Here is an 18098-nt window from a genome sequence, read left to right as displayed (position 1 = left end):
TCGGGACGCGCCGTGCCTGTCAATGATCGCGGCCACCGCCGAAGGAGAGACGATGCGTACAGGACGATGGTATCTCGGGCTTTCGCTGCTCGCCTGCGCGACGGCGGCCCAGGCGGAGGACGGCTACCGCCTCTGGATGCGCTACGCGCCCGCAACCGCGAGCCAGACCGCCGACCCCGTCACCGTCCGCGGTGAACAGACCCCGATGCTCGCCGCCGCCGCGGCCGAACTGCGCCGTGCGAACCCCGCCGGCCTCGGCCCCGTCATGCTCGCCCGCGCGACCGATCCGGCCGTCGCCGCACTCCGCCTGCCCGTCGCCACGCTCGGCGACGAGGGCTATCTCGTCCGCTCGGTCACCATCGACGGCCGCCCCGTCACGCTGGTCACCGGCACCGATCGCGGCATACTCTACGGCAGCTTCGCGCTCCTCCGCCACCTCGCCACCGGCGCCGCCCCCACACGGATCGACCTGACGTCGCGTCCGCGCGTGGCCCTGCGCATGCTCAACCATTGGGACAATCTCGATGGCGTCGTCGAACGCGGCTATGCCGGTCGTTCGCTGTGGGACTGGTGGACGCTGCCCGACTACCGCGACCCGCGCTACACCGACTATGCCCGCGCCAACGCCTCGCTTGGCATCAATGGCACCGTCCTCAACAACGTGAACGCCAAGGTCGAAAGCCTGACCCCGCGCTACATCGCCAAGGCGGCGGAGCTGGCCAACATCTTCCGCCCCTACGGCATCAAGGTCTATCTCTCCGCACGCTTCTCCGCCCCGGTCGAACTGGGCGGGCTGAAGACCGCCAATCCGAAGGACCCCGCGGTCGCCACCTGGTGGGCGGCGAAGTCCGACGAGATCTACCGCGCCATCCCCGATTTCGGCGGCTTCCTGGTCAAGGCGAACAGCGAGGGCCAGCCCGGCCCGCGCGACTACGGCGCCAGCCATGCCGACGGCGCCAACATGCTCGCCGCCGCGGTCCGCCCGCATGGCGGCATCGTGCTGTGGCGCGCGTTCGTCTATGCCGACACCGACCCGAACGACCGCGCGAAACAGGCCTATGACGAATTCAAGCCGCTCGACGGCCAGTTCGCCAAGAACGTGATCGTCCAGGTCAAGAACGGCGCGCTCGATTTCCAGCCGCGCGAACCGTTCCACCCGCTGTTCGGCGCCATGCCGCGCACGCCGATCGCCCCGGAATTCCAGATCACGAAGGAATATCTCGGCTTCGCGACGCACCTCGCCTACCTCGCCCCGCTCTTCTCCGAAACGCTCGATGCCGACACCCACACCCGCGGCCACGCCCGCGTACGCCAAGTCGTCGACGGCTCGCTCGACAAACACCGCCTCAGCGCGATCGCCGGCGTCGCCAACATCGGCGACTCCCGCGACTGGACCGGATCGTCGTTCAACCAGGCCAACTGGTACGCCTACGGCCGGCTCGCCTGGGACCCCTCGCTGACGCCGCAGGCGATCGCCCGCGAATGGGCGATGCAGACGTTCGGCACCGACCCCAAACTGCTCGACACCGTCGTCGCGATGATGATGGCGTCGCGCGAAGCAGTCGTCGACTATACCGGCCCGCTCGGCCTCGCCCATCTCATGGCAACCGGCCACCATTACGGCCCCGGCCCGTGGGTCGCGGACCTTCAGCGTCCCGAATGGAACCCGGTCTATTATCACCGCGCGGACGCCGCCGGGATCGGCTTCGATCGCACGAAGACGGGCAGCAACGCGGTCGCGCAATATGCCCCCGGCCTGGCGAAACTCTACGCCGATCCGAAGACCACGCCGGAGACCGAACTGCTCTGGTTCCACCACCTCCCCTGGACCTACCGCATGGCCTCGGGCGCGACCTTGTGGGACACGCTCGTCCAGCATTACGACCGCGGGGTCGCGACCGTCGACACGCTCCGCACCCAGTGGCAGCAGGCCAAGCCGCTGGTCGACGCCGAACGCTGGCAGAAGACCGACGAGTTCCTCGCCGTGCAGGCACGCGAGGCCCGCTGGTGGCGCGACGCCAGCCTCTCCTACTGGATGTCGCTCAACAAACTGCCGCTCCCGGCCGGCTCGCCGCCCCCCGCGCACGACCTCGCCTGGTACAAGGCGCAGACCTTCCCCTACCCGCCCGGAAACCCGCAGTAACGGCGGGAAACGGCGGCACCGACCACCGGTTGACACCCACCGCGCCGCTGCCATGGTAGCGGTATAAGAATAAGCTGGAGCGGATCGAAATGCATATCTCTCGACGGGACAGTCTCGTCCTGCTGGCCGGCATGGGCGTCTCGGCCTGCGGCGGGGCCGGTGGCGCAACGCAAGCCACCCCGACCCCGACCGCATCGGTCCCGCCGACCCCGACGCCGACTCCCGTCGCCACCCCGCCCGCCGCAACGCCCGTGGAACCGGTCGGTCTCAACACGCTCGCCACCGCCCGCGGCCTGCGCGTCGGGTCCTGCTTCGCCTGGGGTGCGCCCGGCGCCGATCGCGGCTCCTTTGCCAACCCGTCCTATGCCGCGTTGCTGAAACGCGACTGCGGCATCCTGGTCGGCGAAAACGAGATGAAGTGGCAGGCGATCCGCCCCAGCGCCACGCAGTTCGACTTCACCCGCTTCGACGCGATGATGGACTGGGCGACCGCCAACACCCTCCCCGTCCGCGGTCACAACCTGCTCTGGCACCAACCCAAGTGGATGCCCGCGTGGGAGGAGAATTACGACTTCGGCAGCTCGCCCTCGCGGGAGGCGGAACGGCTGCTCGTCGAACATGTCAACACCGTCTGCCGGCGCTACGGCGCGCGCATTCCGAGCTACGACGTCGTCAATGAAGCGGTCACCCCGGCCGACGGCACGCTCTACCAGACTGCCCTGTCCCGCGCGCTCGGCGGGCCGGAGGCGACGCTCGACCTCGCCTTCCACACCGCCCGCGCCGCCGCCCCCGGCGCGCAGCTTGTCTATAACGATTACATGAGCTGGGAACCGGGCAACGCGAACCACCGCGCCGGGGTCCTCCGCCTGCTCGAAGGGTTCAAGCGCCGCGGCGTCCCCGTCGATGCGCTCGGCGTCCAGTCGCACCTCGTGACGCAGGGGATGGACGCCCGCACCGCCATCGCCGCGATCGAGGGCGAGTGGCGGCGTTTCCTCGATGCCGTGACGGCAATGGGCTATAAGCTCGTCATCACCGAACTCGACGTCCGCGACAACAACCTGCCCGCCGATATCGCCCCGCGCGACACCGCGGTCGCCGATTTCACGCGCGGCTATCTCGACGTCATGTTCGCCTACCCCGCGCTGCGCGACGTCCTGCTCTGGGGCATGACCGACCGCTACAGCTGGATCGAAGGCTTCGAACCACGCAAGGACGGCGCCAAACGCCGCCCCTGCCCCTACGACGCCGACTTCGCGCCCAAACCCATGCGCGCCGCCATCGCCGCAGCGATTGCGGCTGCTCCCGTCCGCAGCTGACGCCAAAAGGCCACCACCAGAACAACAGAAAAGCCCTCTCCCCTCGGGGAGAGGGTTGGGAGAGGGGGAGCCACAAACGCAGATCCCAAAGTTCTCTTAGCCCTCCCCCCACCGGGGGGAGGGTTGGGTGGGGGGCTTAGGCTGGTGACGACCACGTCACCAAGAACAGCCCATTCTCAGCTCGAACCTGCAGAGAACCCAGCGCAGAGTTCTCGACAAGCTCGAACCAAACGGAACTGCGCCCAAAACCCCTACCGCCCCGCCCGCGCAAACGGCCCAATCATCGTCCCCGTAAACCCACCCGCCTTCGCGGTACTCAAGATCGTCCCATCGACCACCGCAACCTGCTGCCAAGCCCCCGACCCCACCGCGTACGCCAGAGTATAGGCCGGCCCCCGCGCCGAAATCCGCAACCGCACCGGACTTCCAACAGCCGCAACGATCGGCACCACCGCCACCGTCCGCCCGATCGCCGGCGCATCCTTGTCCTCACGCCGGAACGCCCGCACCGCCAGCTTCCCGCCCGCCCGGGTCAACGCCACGCCCAGGAAATGATCGTCGTCCTGCACCGCGGCCAGCCCCGCCTCGGCCCCCTCCGTCGGCCGGAACGTCACTGTCACCGCCGCGCTCGCGACATCGTGCATCTGCCGCCGCGCGACATAGCTCGGCTGCGCGTGATCGCCGATCCCGTCAGGCCGCGCCTCAAGCATCAGCGCCCCGCCACCGACCGTCCAGCCCGGCGTCCGCGGCGTCCGCATCGTCATCCACGCCTGCGACAGCTTGTTGCCCGGAAAGTCATCCCGGACCGTGAAGCTGCCCGTCATCGGCGGCGCGGGCCGCGGATCCGGCGCCAGCTTCGGCCGCGGCGCGATCGTCGGGATCGCTTGTCCACGCGGCAGGATCGACGGCCAGCCGTTCGCCCAGGTCACCGGCAGCAGATACGTCTCGCGCCCGATATTATACAGGTCGCCCTCGTACGGCCGCGTCGCCAGGAACGTCGCCCACCAGCTTCCGTCCTTCAGTTGAACGAGATCCGCATGGCCCGCCGACGTGATCGGCTTCGGCCGCGCCGGGTCCAGGTCGCGCTGCGTCAGGATCGGGTTGACCGATTTCGGCGCGGGCACGTACGGCCCATCGATCTTATCCGACCGGAACACGACCTGGCTGTGCGCGACGGCGGTGCCGCCCTCCGCCGCGGTCAGGTAATAGCGCCCATCCACCTTCAGGATATGCGGTCCCTCGATCCACACCGGCTTGGCCGCCGGATCGACGCCGCCGTCGACCACCATCTTCGGGTTGCCGAGCATTTTCATCGTCTTCGTGTCGAACCGCTCCATCCAGAGCGCACGGTGCCCGTCATAGCGCGGCGGCCCGATCGGATCGCGGTTGTTGATGATCCACGCGCTGCCGTCGGTATCGAAGAACAGCGACGGATCGATCCCGCCCACCGTCGGCAACCGCACCGGGTCCGACCACGGCCCGGCCGGATCGCGCGCGGTGATCACGAAATTCCCGCCGCAATCGACGCAGGTCGTGACGATGTAGAACCGCCCGTCATGATGCGTGATGTCGGGTGCGAAGATCCCGCGTGACATGCCGAGCCGCTTGTAGTCGAGCTGCCCCGGCCGATCGATCGCGTTGCCGATCTGCCGCCAGGTCACCAGATCGCGGCTGTGGAACACCGGGATCCCCGGAAACCACGAGAATGTCGAATTGACGAGGTAGAAGTCGTCCCCGACCCGCGTCACGCTCGGGTCGGGATAATAGCCGGCCAGCACCGGGTTGCGGTACGACCCTGCCGGCGGCGCGGCGCCGTCCTCACCCGAATAGACGAACTGCTCGAACCGCGCGATCCGGTCCTCGGGCACCGACGTCGCTGCCGTGGACAGCAGTGCCGCGGCAAGCGCCAGCCCGTATTTCGTAAAACTCATGCACCGCGCTCCCGTTCGCGCCATCTCTGGTAGCGCTCCCGACGATGCTATGGGCGCGCGCCCGGCAAAGCAACCCGGCCCGGACAAGCGAACGGCCGCCCCCGGGGATCGGGGACGGCCGCAGGCTGCGTAGACGAAGACCTTATTTGAACGAAGCGCGGACCGAGAAGGTGAAACGCTGATCGTTGATGAACCAGTTGCGCGGCCGGGTCAGCAGGTCCGAATTGATGACATAGGACGTCCGGGTGATCGCCTTGGACAGGTTCACCCCCTGGAAGCCCATCCGGATCTCCGGCGTCACCGCGTAGAAGATCGACGCGTCCACCTGACCATAGGATTCCGCATAGACCGGCGCGTTCGGCACGATCACGTCGCGGATGGTCAGCAGGTTGCGCGACCGCCAGTTATACGCCGCCCGCAGCTCGAGCCCGTTCTTCTGATAGAACGGCCCGATATTATACTGATACTTCGACAGCCCCTGGAGCGACAGCTGGCCGGTATCAACCGACGAGATGATGCCGGCGGTCACGTTCGGATCGTTCGGGTCGAGCTGCTGCTGCGACACGCCCTTCGACTTCACGTAGGTGAAGTTGGCGGACAGACCGAAACCGGACAGGAACCCGGGCAGGAAGTCGTAGGTCTGCTGGTATCCGAACTCCACGCCGCGAACCTTGCCGGTCTCGTCCGAATTGATCGGCGTCGTCACGATCGCGTCGAACGTCGCACCGTTGTTGGTGAAGCTCAGCCGCTGCGTCCCGACCGACTGCACACCCTTCAGGTTCTTGGCGAATGCCGAGACCGTAAGCTGGCCGACGCTGGAGAAATACCATTCCGCGGTCAGATCCAGATTGTCCGCGGTCACCGGCTTCAGGTTCGGGTTGCCGACGTCGAACGTCGCCACCGGGCCGCCGTTAAACAGGATCGTCTGGTCGCTGGTGTTCAGCCCGATGTTGTAGAACGACCGCGTCAGCAGGAATTCCGGCGGCGCCACGCTCTTGCTGTACGCCGCGCGGAACTGCAGCCCGCCGCCGACACCCAGCTTCACGTTCACGCTCGGCAGGAAATAATCGTAGGTCAGCTTCGCATCGTTCGGGGTCAGCGCGCCGTTCTGGAACGCGGCCGCGCCGTCGCGGGTCGCCTGCGGCAACTGGCAGAAGCGCGAGATGGGCGAGCCGTCGGTCGGCGCGACGCAGTTGAACGACTGGTTCGGGAACGCGAAGAACCCGGACGAAACGCGCCGCGTCTTGGTATACCGCACGCCGACATTGCCGCTCAGGTCCCAGCCATTGCCCAGGTCGTTACCGAACCGCACCGCGACATAGGCCGCGTTGTTGCGCTCCGCGACCGGGTTGATCTCGCCCGGACGATACGGCGTTCCGGCCAGCACGCCGCTGCGGTTGGCCAGCGGCACCCAGCCGTCGGCACCCGAGTTGTTGGTCGTGAACGTCCGCCATTCCTGCGCGATCTGGCTGATCTGCTGGATCGCGGACTGATAGTCCTGCAGCTGCGAACCCGGGTAGAATACGCGACCGCCGTTGGACGGATCGTTCGCCTTCCCGCGGAAGAAATTCTCGTACAGAAACGCTTCCTGCGGCGCGGTCGAACCGGTCGTGCGCGTCGCCGGGTTGCCGTCCACCGGACGATCGAACCACACCGGGCCGCCCGGCCCGACGGACAGGGTCGCGCCCGGATTGGCCGGATCGGGCACCGTACCACCGCCCCAGATCTCGCTCAGCACGCCCCAGTTATACGCGGACGACCGCGCGGTATTCTGGCGATCGGAGAAGCGATAGCCGACCCGGATCGAGTTCAGCCAGCTCTCCTCGGGGAAGGAATAATCGAGATCGATGCGCGCCGAGTCCTCGTTGCCCTCGCTGTCCTCGACGTGATCCATCGCCGACCGGTAGAAGCTATTCGACGGGTCGGTGTAGCTCGGGTTGTTGAAGTAGTTGGTGTCACCCTTGTTCGTCACCGGGATCAGGTCGACGAACGCCGGCTTGTTGCCGTTCAGGCGGATGTCCGCATTCTGATACGTCGTGCCCCACACCGTCAGGTCGGTGACCTTCACGGTCGACCAGACATGCTGGTAATCCACGCTGATGCCCAGCCGCTTGGTCGGCTGCCACTTGAAGTTGAAGCTGGCATCGTTCGTGATGAACCGGCTCTGGTTGCCGCGCGCGATGTTGTTGCTCTGCAACCCGTTCACCGGCGTGCGGCGATCGCCGCCCTCCTGGCCGTCGGCCTGGAACCCGTTCGGGCCGGTCACGATGCCGCTGACGAACGCATTGTCCTCGTCGAACACGAACGACGTGCCGGGCAGCGGCTGCGAATCACCCGCGGCCAGCACGTTGTCGGTCGCGACCTCGATCGAATTCTCGGTCCAGTTCTCGCGCGAATCGGTGCGGAGGAACTGCGCCGTCGCGGTCATCGACCGGTCCAGGCTGCGCCACTGGCCCGCGGCGGAGTAGCCGTAGCGCGTGCGGTTGAATTCCTGGCTGCGGCTGCCCGCGCCGCGCGGCACATAGACGGTCGTACCGACGTTCGGCTGCGCATTGGCGTCGAGCGGCTGGAGCAGCTGGCCGTCCGCGGTGAGCACGCGCGTACCCCAGTTGGAGATCTGCACGCTGTCGGCGCGCGACCGGACCTGCGATCGCACGAAGCTGCCGAGCAGACCGAAATCGCCGATCCCCGTCGCCCAGCGGTTGCTCACCAGCGCAGACACGGTCGGCGACGACTTCTTGACGAAATCGCCATAGTTGTTCTCCAGCGTCCCACCGAATGCGAACCCGTTGGAGTCGAACGGCACGCGCGTGCGCAGGTTGACCGTACCGGCGATGCCGCCTTCGATCATGTCCGCGGACGGGCTCTTGAACACGTCCACGCCGCCCAGCAGCTCCGACGGCACGTCGGCGAACGACAGCCCGCGGCCGTTACCGGCGCTGAACGAGTCGCGGCCGTTGATCTCGGAGCGGGTGTAGGTCAGGCCACGGACGACGACGCCCGAACCTTCGGTGGCGAAATGGTCGGGGTCGGCACCGGCGGAGAAGCGGCTGATCGACACGCCGGGCACGCGCTGCAACGCCTCGGTCACGGACCGGTCGGGCAGGGCACCGATATCCTCGGCGGAGATCGAGTCGACCACCACTTCGGAGTTGCGCTTGATCGCCTGCGCGCTCTGCAGGCTGCGGCGGATGCCGGTGACGATGATGTCCTGCGCGCCGGCCGCTTCCTGCGGCGTCGCGGTCGCGGCTTCCGCACCGGTCACGGCGGCGCCGCCCGACGGGACCTGCGCATTGGCGGATGGCTGCGCGGCGGCGGCTGGCGCGTCCTGCGCCGCTGGGTTGGCCTGGGCGAATGCGACATGCGGCACGGTGAGCAGCGTCAGCACCATGATCGATGCGCCGCCTTTCAGCGCCCGCGCCCGATCGCACACGCGCGTCGTTCCGGTACCGGTCTGCATTTCAGTCATCCCCTTACGTCGTGTTATCGCTATCAAAATTGATCAGCGTCACGTTGAAATCCAGCACTAGCCCCGCTTTTTGCGGTGAGCTAGAGCTTGAACTGACAAAGCGGACAATAGTCGTAACAAAGTTTCCGATTGTGTCGTAGCGGTAACAGTTCGGGCGGAGAGGGTGATCGTGGCGGACAAGAGACAGCGCATCGTGATCGTCGGCGGCGGTACCGCCGGATGGATGACGGCCGCAACATTGGCGTGGGCCTTCGCCGGCCGGCTGGCCGATATCGTGCTGATCGAATCGGAGGAAATCGGCACCGTCGGCGTGGGCGAGGCGACCGTCCCGCACATCCGCTACTTCAACCAGCGGCTGGGCATCGACGAGGCCGATTTCGTCCGCCGGACCAAGGCGACGTTCAAGCTCGGCATCGAATTCCGCGACTGGGGCCGGATCGGCGACAGCTATATCCACCCGTTCGGCGATTTCGGCCACGACATCGCAGGACTCCCGTTCCACCACCACTGGCTGAACGCCGCACGCGCCGGCACAACGCCTTCGCTCGAGGCCTGCTCGCTGCCGATCGTCGCGGCGCGCGCCAACCGCTTCGCCCCGCCCTCCGCCGATCCACGCGCGGTCGGATCGACTTTCTCCTACGCCTACCAGTTCGACGCCTCGCTCTACGCCGCCTACCTCCGCGACTATTCCGAACGACGCGGCGTCTCGCGCGTCGAAGGGCGCGTCACCGCGGTCGATCGCGGCGACGCCGGGGTCGCGGCGGTCCGCTTGGCCGACGGGCGGCGGATAAAGGGCGACCTGTTCGTCGACTGCTCGGGCTTCCGCGGCCTGCTGATCGAAGGCGCACTGGAGGCGGGCTATGAGGACTGGTCGCACTGGCTACCATGCGACGCCGCCTGGGCCGTCCCGTGCAGCAACACCGGCCCGCTCACCCCCTATACCCGCGCCACCGCGCGCGAGGCCGGCTGTCAATGGCGCATCCCGTTGCAGCACCGCACCGGCAACGGCCATGTCTTCTCGACGCGCTTCACCGACCCGGACGTCGCGCGCGCCCGCCTGCTCGACACTCTGGAGGGCGAGGCGCTTGCCGAACCGCGCATGCTGCGCTTCCGCACCGGCCGGCGGCGGTCGCAATGGATCGGCAACACCGTCGCGATCGGCCTGTCGGCGGGCTTCCTCGAACCGCTCGAGTCGACGAGCATCCACCTGATCCAGCTCGCGATCGGCAAGCTGGTCGAGCTGTTCCCGGCGGACGGCGCGGTCGATCCGGTTGACATCGCTGAATATAACCGCGCGATGGCGCTGGAATATGAACGCGTGCGAGACTTCCTGATCCTGCATTACACCGCGACCGAACGTGACGACACGCCCTTCTGGCGGCATGTCCGCACGATGGAACTGCCGCCCTCGCTGGTCGAGAAGATGGCCGAGTTCCAGGATCGCGGCATCGTCGCGGCGTACCGGGAGGGCATGTTCCTGCCGGCCAGCTGGCTCGCCGTCTATTATGGCCAGCGGATCGTACCGCAACGCCCGCACCCACTGGTCGCCGCCGTCCCGCCCGAACAGTCCGCCGCCCATGTCGCCGCGGTCGCCGCCGCCTGCCGCCGCGCCGCCGATGCGATGCCGGGGCATGCCGACCACATCGCCGCGATCGGCGCCGCCGCATGATCGAGACTGTCGCGATCCTGGGTGACACGCTTTGCGGCTGGATCGCCGCCGCGGCCCTCGCCCGCCGCCTGCCCCGCGCAGAATACCGCGTGCTGGTGATCGACACCGGCGCGCGTGGCGACGGGCTCGGCGATTTCGCGCCGCTGATCGCGGTCCCGCCCGCGCTCGCCGCCTTCCACGCCGATCTCGGGCTCGACGACCGGCAACTGGTCGACGGCACCGGCGGCGGCTACGCGCTCGGCACCGTCCTCGCCGGCTGGCGCGCGGACGGCGCAACCGCCTTCCTGTCCTACGGCGAAACCGGTGCCCCGCTCGACGGCGTCGCGTTCCGCCACCTCGCCGCGCGGCTCCGCTCGGCCGGCCAGACTGTCCGGTTCGCAGACCACGCAATCGCCGCGCTCGCCGCCCAGTCCGGCCGCTTCGATCCCGCCGCCCCGATCGATCGTGCGTTGCACTTGGACTCGTCGCTGTACGCCCGAATGCTGCGCAGCATCGCCTGCAACAACGGCGCCGAAAACGCGTCCGCCCCCCTCCGCGATATCACCACCGACGGCCCGATCGCGACGCACCTCACGCTCACCGACGGCACCACAGTCGAACCCTTCCTGCTGCTCGACTGCACCGGCACCGCCCCGACGGACGCCCCGTTCGAGGACTGGTCGCACTGGCTCCCCTGCAACCGCACCGCGACCGAGACCGTCCCCGCCGACGGCGCCCCCCCCCCCTTCGCGCAAGTTGATGCACAGGACGCCGGCTGGGTCATGGGCTGGCCGCTCGACGGCGCCGACGTCCGCGTCGCGTGCAGCGTCGACGGCGCGGGGCGCAGCTTCCGCCAGGGCGCGCTGGCCGCCCCCTGGACCGGCAACCGCATCGCGCTCGGCGCCGCGTCCTGCCTGCTCGAACCGCTCCACCCGACCGCGCTGCCGCTGCTGCTGAACGCGCTCGTCCGGCTGATCCAGTATTGGCCGGCGGACCGCACCGATCCGGTCGCCAGCGCCGCGTTCAACCGCGGCACCACTGGCGAACAGGCCCGCGCCCGCGATTTCGTCATCGCGCAATATGCCGCCGCGGGCCGCCCCGGCGCCTTCTGGAACGCGCGCCGAACCACCGAACTACCCGACACCGTGGTCGCCAAACGCGACCTGTTCGCCGCCCGCGGCCGCCTGCCGATGTTCGACGACGAACCTTTCGAAGAGGAGGACTGGGCCGCCATGTTCGATGCGATGGGCGTCGTCCCGCGCCGCCACGATGCGCTGGCGGACTTACTCCCCATCCCTGCGATCGAACGCCATCTCGCCGCACACCGCGCCGCGATGATCGACCGCGTACGCAGCCTGCCGCCCTATGCGCAGGTCGTCGCCCGCCGCCGGGCCGTCGCATGACGATCGGCGCCCCCGTCCGCAGCGTCGTGATCGTCGGCGGCGGCACCGCCGGCTGGATGACGGCCGCAGCACTCGCCCGGCTCGTCCCCACCGGCACCGCCGTCACGCTCGTCGAATCCGACGCGATCGGCACCGTCGGCGTGGGGGAGGCGACGATCCCGCCGATCCGCGCCTTCAACGCCATGCTCGGCATCGACGAGGCGGAGTTCCTCGCCGCCACCGCCGGCAGCTTCAAGCTTGGCATCGAATTCGTCGACTGGGCCGCCCTTGGCGAACGCTATCTCCACCCGTTCGGCGGCTTCGGCTTCGATATCGAGGGGGTCCGCTTCCACCAATATTGGCGCCGCCGCCGTGCGGCCGGGGTGGACGAGGATATCGGCGACTATGCGCTGTGCGCCGTTGCCGCCCGCGCCGGACGGTTCGCGCCGCCCTCCGCCGATCCTGCCTCGATCCTGTCGCAGATGAACCACGCCTATCATTTCGACGCCGGGCTCTACGCGCAGTTCCTCCGCGCCCGCGCCGAACGCGGCGGCGTCCGCCGGATCGAGGGCGAGATCGTCGAGGTCACGCTCGACGGCGAAACCGGCCATGTCCGCCACGTGGCGCTGGCCGGCGACCGCATCGTCGCGGGCGACCTGTTCATCGACTGCTCGGGCTTCCGCGGCCTGCTGATCGAGGAGGCGCTCGGCGCGGGCTACGAGGACTGGACACGCTGGCTGCCGTGCGACCGCGCCGTCGCGATGCCCAGCGCGCGCACCGACCGCGCAATCGCGCCCTTCACGCGCTCCACCGCGCGCCCCGCCGGCTGGCAATGGCGCATCCCGCTGCAGCACCGCACCGGCAACGGCTATGTCTATTCCAGCGCCTATGTCTCGGACGACGAGGCTGCCGCCACGCTGGTCGCCAATGTCGACGGCCGCCCGCTTGCCGATCCGCGCGTGCTGCGCTTCACCGCGGGCCGGCGGCGGCGGCAATGGATCGGCAACGTCGTGGCGCTCGGCCTTGCGTCGGGGTTCGCCGAACCGCTCGAATCGACCAGCCTCCACATGGTGCAGACCGGCATCTCCAAACTGCTGGCGCTGTTCCCGGACCAGGGCTTCTCGCCGGTCGAGATCGCCACCTACAACCGCCTGGCGGAGGTCCAGTTCGATCAGGTCCGCGACTTCCTCGTGCTGCACTATCACGCCACACGCCGCACCGATTCACCCTTCTGGCGCGACGCGCAGACCCGCGCGATCCCGGACGCCCTCGCCGAAAAGATCGCACTCTGGCGCCGCCGCGGCCGGCTGTTCCGGTGGGAGGACGACCTGTTCGCCGAACCCAGCTGGGTCGCCGTCCTGCTCGGGCAGGGCATCGTGCCGGAGGGCTGGGACCGGCTGGCCGACGGCGTCCCCACGCGCGAGATCGATGCGCGCTTCGACCGGCTCCGCACCATGTTCGCCGACGCCGCCGCCCGCATGCCGCGGCACGAGGACTATCTGGCGAACACATGTCCCACCCGCGTCCGCGCCGCATGACGGACGCCCCGACCACGCCGCGCCGGATCGTCATCGTCGGCGGCGGCACCGCCGGCTGGATGGCCGCCGCCGCGTTCGGCCGCCTGCTCGGGCCGGCCGGTACCCATGTCACGCTGATCGAATCGGACGACATCGCCACCGTCGGCGTGGGGGAGGCGACGATCCCACCGATCCAGACCTTCCACGCCATGCTCGGCATCGACGAGGCCGCGTTCCTTCGCGCCACCGGCGGCAGCTACAAGCTCGGCATCCGCTTCGAAGGCTGGTCGCGCCCCGGCGAATCCTACATCCACCCGTTCGGCCAGGTCGGCACCGACATCGCCGGCCACCCCTTCGCCGCGCAATGGCTCCGCGCCCGCCAGGCGGGCATGGCGGAGCCGCTCGATCAATATTCGCTCGAGGCCCGCGCCGCGACCGCCGGCCGCTTCGCCCGCCCCATCCCGAACGGCGACTCCCCGCTGTCGCGGGTCGGCTACGCCTATCATTTCGATGCCGGCCGCTATGCCGCCTTCCTCCGCGCGCATGCCGAGGCGAACGGCGTCGTCCGGCGCGAGGGCACCGTCGTCGCGGTCGATCGCGGCCCCGCCGGCATCGCCGCGGTCCGGCTGGCGGATGGCAGCGCCATCGCGGGCGACCTGTTCGTCGACTGCTCCGGCTTCCGCGCGCTGCTGATCGAAGGCGCGCTCACCGCCGGCTGGGTCGACTGGTCCGAACAGCTCCCCTGCGACCGCGCCGTCGCGGTGGCGTCCGCCGCCGATGCCGCCCCGCTGCCGCTGACCCGCTCCACGGCAAAGGCCGCCGGCTGGCAATGGCGCATCCCGCTCCGCCACCGTACCGGCAACGGCCATGTCTTCTCCAGCCGCCACATGGGCGAAGACGAGGCCACCGCAATCCTGCTCGCCGGGCTGGAGGGCTCGCCCGTCGGCACCCCCCGCGTGCTGCGCTTCACCACCGGCCACCGCCGGCATTTCTGGTCGGGCAACTGCGTCGCGCTCGGCCTCGCCGCCGGCTTCATGGAACCGCTCGAATCGACCAGCATCCACCTCGTCCAGCGCGGCATCCAGCACTTGCTCCAGATGCTGCCAGCCTCACCCGCGGACGACGCGATCGTCGCACGCTACAACCGCATCATGACCGCGGAATTCACCCGCATCCGCGACTTCCTCGTCGCGCATTACCATCTGAACGCCCGCCCCGAACCCTTCTGGCGTGAGCGCGCGGCACTCCCCCCGCCCGCCGGCCTCGCCGAAAAACTGGCGCTCTACCGCAGCGGCGGGCGCATCTTCCGCGAATCGGACGAGCTTTTCAACGAACAGAGCTGGCTGGCCGTCCTCGCCGGCCAGGCCGCCCCACTCGTCGGTCATGATCCGGTCTGCGACGCGCTGCCGATCGACGCCGTCGCAAGGCGGATCGCCGCGATCGAACGCGTCGTCGCCACCGCACTCACCCACATGCCCCCTCATGCCGACGCCCTCGCGCGGCTGGCCTCCTGATCGGAACCCCGATGCTCCCCGCGCTCGCCCTGCTGGCCGCCGCTACGATCAACCTGAACCAGCTCGGCTTCCGGCCCGGCGACCCGAAACAGGCGATCGTCGCCGCCCCCACCCCCGCCCCGCTCGACTGGCAGATCGTCGACACCGCCGGCACCGTCGTGCTGCGCGGCAAGACCACGGCCGGCACCGACGATCCCGTCTCCGGCGACCGCGTCCATGTCGCGACGTTCGACACGCTGACCAGGCCCGGCACCTACCGCCTGCGCGCCGCGGGCGTCGAAAGCGGCATGTTCCAGGTCGCCCCCACGCTCTACGCGCCGCTCGCCCGCAACGCGCTCGCGGTCTTCTACCACCAGCACGCCGGCACGCCGATCGAGGCGCGCTATGTCGGCGCCCGCTGGGCCCGCCCCGCCGGCCACGCACCCGAAATCGCGGCGTGCTTCGCCGGCAAGGACGAGGCCGGCACCGTCTGGCCCGGCTGCCCGACCAAGCGCGACGTCACCGGCGGCTGGTACGATGCCGGCGACCACGGCAAGTACGTCGTCAACGCCGGCATCTCGGCCTGGACGCTCCAGAACCTCTACGAAACCGGCTTCGCGCGCCGCCTATTTGCCGATGGCCAGATGCGTATGCCGGAGGCCGGCAACGGTCGCGACGACCTGCTCGACGAAGCGCGGTGGGAGGTCGAATGGATGCTGAAAATGCAGGTCCCGCCCGCCACCCGCATGGCGCTCCCGGTCGGCCCGCAACCGAAATCGACACCGCTGACACTCACGCAAGTCGACGCAGGCGGCATGGCGTTCCACAAGGTCGCCGACGCACAATGGACCACCATCCCCACCGCCCCCGCCAACGACCGCCAGCCGCGCCTGCTCTACCCGCCGTCCACAGGCGCGACGCTGAATCTCGCCGCAGTCGCTGCGCAGGCCGCCCGCCTCTGGCGCACCACCGACCCGGCCTTCGCCGCACGTTGCCTCGCCGCAGCACGCCAAGCCTGGACCGCCGCGGTCCGCAACCCGGACATCCGCGCCGCAACGGCCTTCACCGGCAGCGGCGGCTACGGCGACGACAATCTCACCGACGAACGCGCCTGGGCCGCCGCCGAACTGTTCGCGAGCACGGGTGAGGCACCCTACCGCGCCGTACTCCCCGACGGCCCCGCCACCGTCCCCGGCTGGGCCGACGTCGCGACGCTCGGCACGATCACGCTGGCGGTCGCGGACGGCGTCCCCACCAAGATCCGCGAAAACGCCCGCGCCCGCATCGTGACCGCCGCCGACGGCTATCTGGCCGAGGTCCCGCGCAGCGGCTACCGCATCCCCTATGCCGCGAAGACCTACGACTGGGGGTCGAACAGCAATATCCTCAACCGCGCCATGCTGCTCGGCCTGGCCGCGCGCTTCACCGGCTCCGCCCGCTACCGCGCCGGCGCGGTCGACGCCGCCGACTACGTCCTCGGCCGCAACCCGCTCGGCCAGTCGTTCGTGTCCGGCACCGGCTGGAAACCGCTCCTGAACCCGCACCACCGCTTCTGGGCGCACCAGGTCGGCGCGGCACTCCCCCCGCCGCCGCCCGGCGTCCTGTCCGGCGGCCCCAACAACACCGCGATGGCCGATCCCGTCGCGGTCAAACTCAAGGGCCGTTGCGCCCCGCAACGCTGCTGGGCCGACGACATCAACGCCTATGCACTCAACGAAATGGCGATCAACTGGAACGCCCCGCTGGTCTGGGTGGCCGCGTATCTAGATGCCGGCGAGGGCCGCCAACGCTAGCCCACAGCCCCAAGAACCGTCCATCCCGAGCGAAGTCGAGGGACCAACCGAGCGCAGCCGAGGTCTTCGACGTTCACGCTTCTCGGCCACGCTCGAAGAAGCCCCTCGACTTCGCTCGGGACGGACGGAATTAGGGGATAGCGCGAACTAAGCCCTCACCGCTTCGCAAGCGCCGTCAGCAGATACCGCCGGATCCGCTCCGACCGCTCGTCGCTCCCCGGCCCGAGCACGCCGCGCGCCGCCGCGGGCAGGTGATCCCCCGCCGCCGCCGCATCGTCCCCGAACACATAATGGTCGAACCAGGCACGCCACCCGGCCTTCTCCGTCTCCGGCCGATCGCGCACCGCCATTAGGGCGTGGACCAGCGCATGGAACGCCGAATTGGCCGGATCGAACGTCCACCAGTAATTGCACAGCACGTTCAGCGTCCCGAACGCCTGGACATGGTGCCACCAGATCGCCGGCACGAACAACGCATCGCCCGGCGCCAGGTCCGCGACCAGCGCATGCTCCAGCGCCACGGCATAACGCGGGTAGCGATCGAGATCGGGCGCGAGCGGATCGACCATGCTGGCGGGCGGCCCGGCCAGCGTCCGGTCGAGCGGCCCGATATACAGATTGCCGACCTGTTCCGGCGGAAACAGCGTGAAGCGCCGCTGACCCGCCACGACGCAGGCCAGGTTCGTCGATCCGTCATAATGCGTCGCGGTCTGCGTCGCGTTGCCGATCCACAGCCGCGGCGTCGCCCCACCCAGCGGCAGGTCGAGCGGGTTCGCCGCCGGCCAGCCCGGCAAATGTTCCGGCGCGGTCGCCGCGTTGGCGTACAGCGTATGACGCTCGCCCGCCGGCACCGTCGCCAGCCGCAGCAGTTCGGACAGCAGCACGCCCAGCGGCGCCTTCTCGCGGTGGAAGTTGAACCCCTCCAGATGGTCGCCGCGATAGAAGAACCGCCCTCCAAACTCCGGCCCGCCGATCAGCACCTCCATCGGTCGCCCGCCATCACCCAGCCCCGCCAGATACTCCGCGGTCGCACGGTCGCCGCCCGCCGCCGCGCGAACGCTCGCCCAGTGCGCCACCTGCCCGCGCAGCACCAGCGGCGTACCGCGCGGCGCGACCTCCGCGGCAAAGGTTGCGGCATCGACGGCGGGACGCTCGTCTACGCGGGCGCCGGTCGCTGCGGGATGGTCGATCTTCATCCCAACGACCTACCGCAGCCGCCGCGGGAACGCCACGATCCCGTGCGCTCTGGCGCACCTGCAACGCGACAAAAATCACCGCCTGCCTGCGTTCTGGCGCTCCGCGGGCACCGGTGATATCGCATTCGTATACAGGACCCGATTGACGCGAGGCGGCGCTTGCGGTCAGTAGGGCGGACTGCGTATTGATAGCGCTAACGACAACCGGGA

General features: G+C 69.2%; 10 protein-coding genes. 7 read left to right on the top strand and 3 right to left on the bottom strand.

What is annotated here, in order from left to right; all coding sequences use genetic code 11:
* The first annotated feature begins 52 nt into the window (after positions 1-52).
* Together ACFSGX_RS04200 and ACFSGX_RS04195 are read left to right on the top strand one after the other, a co-directional pair.
* On the top strand, positions 53-2143 hold the full coding sequence (locus tag ACFSGX_RS04200) for an alpha-glucuronidase family glycosyl hydrolase (protein ID WP_380927707.1): 2091 nt from the start codon (positions 53-55) through the stop codon (positions 2141-2143).
* Between the two features lie 83 nt (positions 2144-2226).
* Positions 2227-3459, top strand: coding sequence for an endo-1,4-beta-xylanase (locus ACFSGX_RS04195; RefSeq protein ID WP_380928235.1), 1233 nt, complete (start codon positions 2227-2229; stop codon positions 3457-3459).
* Positions 3460-3710: 251 nt separating this feature from the next.
* Here the strand turns inward: ACFSGX_RS04195 and ACFSGX_RS04190 are convergent, their stop codons facing one another.
* Complete coding sequence (locus tag ACFSGX_RS04190; RefSeq protein ID WP_380927705.1) at positions 3711-5390, bottom strand: glycoside hydrolase family 43 protein; 1680 nt, start codon at positions 5388-5390, stop codon at positions 3711-3713.
* 142 nt (positions 5391-5532) lie between these two features.
* A complete protein-coding gene (locus tag ACFSGX_RS04185) occupies positions 5533-8850 on the bottom strand; it encodes a TonB-dependent receptor (protein ID WP_380927703.1) in 3318 nt (1105 codons plus the stop codon).
* Between the two features lie 178 nt (positions 8851-9028).
* Here ACFSGX_RS04185 and ACFSGX_RS04180 point away from each other — a divergent pair, with 178 nt between their 5' ends.
* Genes ACFSGX_RS04180 through ACFSGX_RS04160 form a run of 5 tightly spaced genes read left to right on the top strand, consistent with a single transcriptional unit; the run spans position 9029 to position 16692 of the window.
* Complete coding sequence (locus ACFSGX_RS04180) at positions 9029-10528, top strand: tryptophan halogenase family protein (RefSeq protein WP_380927701.1); 1500 nt, start codon at positions 9029-9031, stop codon at positions 10526-10528.
* Complete coding sequence (locus ACFSGX_RS04175; protein WP_380927699.1) at positions 10525-11910, top strand: tryptophan 7-halogenase; 1386 nt, start codon at positions 10525-10527, stop codon at positions 11908-11910. Before ACFSGX_RS04180 ends, ACFSGX_RS04175 begins: the two co-directional genes overlap by 4 nt.
* The gene (locus ACFSGX_RS04170; protein WP_157175135.1) at positions 11907-13427 is read left to right on the top strand and encodes a tryptophan halogenase family protein; all 1521 of its coding nucleotides are present in this window, start codon (positions 11907-11909) and stop codon (positions 13425-13427) included. The genes ACFSGX_RS04175 and ACFSGX_RS04170 overlap by 4 nt, the downstream gene beginning before the upstream one ends.
* Positions 13400-14920 carry a tryptophan halogenase family protein gene (locus ACFSGX_RS04165; protein ID WP_380927697.1) on the top strand — a complete coding sequence of 507 codons (1521 nt, stop codon included), beginning with the start codon at positions 13400-13402 and terminating at the stop codon, positions 14918-14920. Before ACFSGX_RS04170 ends, ACFSGX_RS04165 begins: the two co-directional genes overlap by 28 nt.
* 11 nt (positions 14921-14931) lie before the next feature.
* Positions 14932-16692: a glycoside hydrolase family 9 protein gene (locus ACFSGX_RS04160; RefSeq protein WP_380927695.1), complete on the top strand. Its 1761-nt coding sequence runs from the start codon at positions 14932-14934 to the stop codon at positions 16690-16692.
* Between the two features lie 155 nt (positions 16693-16847).
* Here ACFSGX_RS04160 and ACFSGX_RS04155 read toward each other — a convergent pair whose 3' ends face one another.
* Entirely contained in the window at positions 16848-17888 is a 1041-nt protein-coding gene (locus tag ACFSGX_RS04155) for a cupin-like domain-containing protein (protein WP_380927694.1), read from the bottom strand.
* Positions 17889-18098 lie beyond the last annotated feature (210 nt).

It is taken from the genome of Sphingomonas arantia (genome assembly GCF_042682045.1).
In the GTDB taxonomy this organism is placed as follows: domain Bacteria; phylum Pseudomonadota; class Alphaproteobacteria; order Sphingomonadales; family Sphingomonadaceae; genus Sphingomonas_R; species Sphingomonas_R arantia.
The sequence above is the reverse complement of the archived record's forward strand: the minus strand, read 5'-3'. Positions and strand labels throughout refer to the sequence as shown.